General features: G+C 39.5%; 5 protein-coding genes. 1 reads left to right on the plus strand and 4 read right to left on the minus strand.

Annotation, left to right across the window (positions count from 1 at the left end):
* Positions 1-612: 612 nt before the first annotated feature.
* Positions 613-1,239 carry a carbonic anhydrase gene (locus AW17_RS23100; RefSeq protein WP_029280661.1) on the plus strand — a complete coding sequence of 209 codons (627 nt, stop codon included), beginning with the start codon at positions 613-615 and terminating at the stop codon, positions 1,237-1,239.
* A 187-nt stretch (positions 1,240-1,426) separates the two neighbouring features.
* Here AW17_RS23100 and AW17_RS23105 read toward each other — a convergent pair whose 3' ends face one another.
* From AW17_RS23105 to AW17_RS24735, 4 genes are all read right to left on the minus strand, one after another.
* Positions 1,427-2,191, minus strand: a complete 765-nt coding sequence (locus AW17_RS23105) for an SDR family NAD(P)-dependent oxidoreductase (protein WP_029280663.1) — start codon at positions 2,189-2,191, stop codon at positions 1,427-1,429.
* An 84-nt stretch (positions 2,192-2,275) separates the two neighbouring features.
* Complete coding sequence (gene kduI, locus AW17_RS23110) at positions 2,276-3,115, minus strand: 5-dehydro-4-deoxy-D-glucuronate isomerase (protein ID WP_029280665.1); 840 nt, start codon at positions 3,113-3,115, stop codon at positions 2,276-2,278.
* A gap of 86 nt (positions 3,116-3,201) precedes the next feature.
* The gene (locus tag AW17_RS23115) at positions 3,202-3,441 is read right to left on the minus strand and encodes a DUF2264 domain-containing protein (RefSeq protein WP_083488819.1); all 240 of its coding nucleotides are present in this window, start codon (positions 3,439-3,441) and stop codon (positions 3,202-3,204) included.
* Positions 3,442-3,624: 183 nt separating this feature from the next.
* Positions 3,625-3,856 (minus strand): hypothetical protein (locus tag AW17_RS24735; protein WP_036670795.1); only part of this gene is annotated, 232 nt, incomplete at its 5' end.

Below are 3,856 nucleotides of genomic sequence, written 5' to 3' on the forward strand. Positions count from 1 at the left end.
CCGACATTATTTTTCTTCCGTTTTCATCTCTAACCTTGCCAAAAGATATTTTAGGGCAGCTGTCCTGATAAGCAAAATTGCGGGCATGTGATAAGGATGTAAAATATATAAGAGCCTGTTTAAATTTGATACAATTATTTTACTTATCTAACATTTTTGTCATACTGAGGGGTAATTTATTTTGTAAAAATCAATATAAATGACGTTTAAATTTTAGGCGGTATATAATTCCCCTCTTTTAGAGGGGTGTCCGCAGGACGGGGTGTTTTATTTGTCCTAGCCGGACAGGCTTCTTTCTTTTTGACATCAAAAAGACCAGCACAGCTAGCTTGAATGCCGTTGAAAACATAAAGACTCCTGGCAGCAGTACCGCTGGCCTTAAACCTTTTTTATTTTTCACAGCCTTTATTACATTTATACTATTTATAGCTGGTTTCCTTCCACAATACCGCTCAAATCACTAAACATTTAACAGAAAAAGTTGTTAGTTAAGCTAACGAAAGAGAAGAAGAAGAACTTACCGAAATGAGAGAATCTTTATTTAGTTTTATGGCGCAATAAATGCCAATTTATCAATACAACATATCCCAAAATTCTATTTAAAGCAAAAGCATGAATGTAGAAGAAGTTTTTAAGAACAACGAAAAATGGATCGCCGAAAAACTGGCCATCAACCCTGATTATTTTACTGAATTATCGAAAGGCCAAAACCCTGAGTTTTTGTACATCGGCTGTTCAGATAGTCGCGTTACGGCAGAAGATTTAATGGGTATACAACCAGGGCAGGCTTTTGTTCACCGGAATGTAGCCAACCTGGTAAACAACGTGGATCTGAGTGTGATGACGGTTTTAAATTACGCCGTGCGCCATTTAAAAGTTAACCATATTGTGGTTTGCGGCCATTATAATTGTGGAGGCGTTAAAGCAGCCATGCAGCCTGCAGATTTGGGCATATTAAACCCCTGGTTAAGAAACATCCGCGATGTATACCGCATCCATAAAGACGAACTGAATGCCATTGAAGATGAAAGTCTTCGTTATAACAGATTGGTAGAGCTTAATGTTCAGGAGCAATGTGTAAACCTGTTAAAAACAGCAGCAGTTCAGGAAGCTATTTCTAATCGCGGATTAACCGTTCACGGTTGGGTATTTGATATCCACACCGGTCGCTTAATTGACCTGAAGATCGATTTCGAAAAGATTTTGAAAGATATTAAGGAGATATACAACTTGTATTAAGTCCACAGTCTTTAGCCCTGGGCGTATAAAAACCTCGCAGGTTTTAAAAAGTTTGGCGTTAAGCGTTTGGAGTCCAAGGTGCGTAAATAAATCTCGCAGGTTTTAAAAACCTGCGAGGTTTATTCCCCTTGAATCATCGACTAAGGACTAAAGACTCCAGACTAAGGACTAAGGACTAAGGACTAACCTATCGTCCCATCCAACCGCCATCAACAGTCAAAATTGTTCCATGAACATAATCGCTGGCAGGTGATGCCAAAAATAATGTAGGTCCTTTAAAATCTTCTGGTGTTCCCCATCTTCCGGCAGGGATACGCGATAAAATAGAAGTGCTTCTATCCTGATCTTCGCGCAAAGCTGAAGTATTATCGGTTGCAATATAACCAGGTGCAATTGCATTTACATTTACGCCTTTTGATGCCCACTCGTTTGCAAAAGCTTTGGTTAAAGACGCAATTGCACCTTTACTTGCTGCATAACCGGGAACAGTAATTCCACCCTGGAACGACAGTAAGGATGCCGTGAAAATTACTTTTCCACTTCCCCTTGCAATCATTTCCCTTCCGATTTCTCGGGTTAAAATAAATGGTGCAGTTTGGTTTACCGCAATTACCTCATCCCAATACTCATCCGAATGCTCAGCAATCGGCTGACGTAAAATCGTTCCGGCATTATTGACCAAAATGTCGATAACGGGATGATCTGCTTTTACCTGAGCTGCAAAAGCCAGGGTATTTTCGCGTTTACCAAAATCGCACTGGTAAGCATAAAACTTTCTACCCAGTGCTAAAACTTCTTTTTCTATAGTGCTACCTTGTAATTCAAGACTTGCAGAAACACCGATAATATCGGCACCTGCTTCGGCCAAAGCTAAAGCCATTGCTTTTCCTATTCCTCTTTTACAACCGGTAACTAATGCAGTTTTACCTGCTAAATTAAATATGTTAGACATGTTCTTTATTCTATGATGCATTTAAGACCGCTCCATTCCGCTACCGATGAAAAATCGGTAATGTAGTTGCGATGACGATGTAATTTATTTCAATTCGGTGATGGCACAGTGATCCATATCACCATAATCTAAATTCTCGCCAGCCATACCCCAAATAAAAGTATAGTTGCTTGTACCTGCGCCTGAGTGGATAGACCAGTTTGGCGAAATAACCGCCTGATCACTTTGCATCCAGATGTGTCGGGTTTCTTGTGGCTGGCCCATAAAATGGCAAACACTCTGCCCTTTTGGAACTTCGAAATAGAAATAAGCTTCCATCCTCCTATCATGTGTATGTGCCGGCATGGTATTCCAAACACTACCCGACTTTAACTCGGTCATACCCATTTGTAATTGGCAGGTTGGCAAAACACTGTTCACCAATAACTTATTTATTATTCTATGGTTTGCGGTTTCAGGCGTTCCCAATTCTACAATCTCTGCTTCAGCTTTGCTTACTTTTTTGTTAGGATAAGTGTGGTGGGCAGGGGCAGAATTGATGTATAATTTAGCCGCCTCACCTGGTGTGGCAGATTCAAAAAATACTTCTTTTGTACCTTTACCAATGTATAAAGCCTCTTTATAATCCAATTCGTATTTTTCGCCATCAGCAGTAATTATTGCTTTTCCACCAACATTGATAATACCCAGTTCCCTACGCTCTAAAAAGTAGGTCGCTTTTAAATCATCAGGGTTTGGAAGTGCTATTTTCTGATCAACAGGCATTGCACCCCCAACTATATATCTGTCAAAATGAGATAAGGTTAGATTTACCTGGTTGGCCTCAAATACGTTTTCGATCAGGAAATTATCCCGCAAAGCTGCGGTATCCATTTGTTTAACTTCTTTAGGGCTTTGCGCGTAACGGCTTTCGAATTTGTTCATTGGTTAAAAATTGAGTTTTGCAATAAGACCTGAACCGATATCAGATCCTACCCGCAAATATATTTATACCTTACTTATTATTTGTATTAATACTCAACTTTATAATCCTTTTTTATCGTTTCCCCACTCCAGGCCTTTAAACTGGTCCATGGTGCGGGTGCATCTGTCCAAAATTTATTATCGGCAGGTAAACCCAGGGTTAAAAAGCCCAGCGTGGCCATGTATAAACTTCCGGTAGAAGTATAGAGATCAGCCACTTCTGGTTGATGACCGTTAAAGCCAATCATGTTCCAATCGCTTGTTCGATAGCATGCGATAGAAGGCAGCTTTTAAGGAATGGGTTGGAGCTAACCGATTGATGACTGCTGTTCCCGAAGATAATAAATCTGACAAACAATTTTCTAATCTAACTGCAATACGATTATCTGATAAAAAAACCTTTATAAACACCTGAATAACAATGATCTAACATCATTAAAGATACGAAAAAAATCGTAAATAGTTGATAATCATATCATTATAATGTATTTTTTCATAAATAAATGTGTGTAAAGATTAGCCTCTGGAGGGGTGTCCGCAGGACGGGGTGTTCTATTTGTCCTAGCCGGACAGGCTTCTTTCTTTTTGGTGTCAAAAAGACCAGCGTAGCTAGCTTGAATGCCGTTGAAAATATAAAAGCCCATGAAAAAACAAAAAACACCGGCTGAAAATTTTTCTTTCGAAGCTAGTGGGTTGGCTTGA

The sequence above is a fragment of the Pedobacter borealis DSM 19626 genome, assembly GCF_000708285.2.
GTDB classification, from domain to species: domain Bacteria; phylum Bacteroidota; class Bacteroidia; order Sphingobacteriales; family Sphingobacteriaceae; genus Pedobacter; species Pedobacter borealis.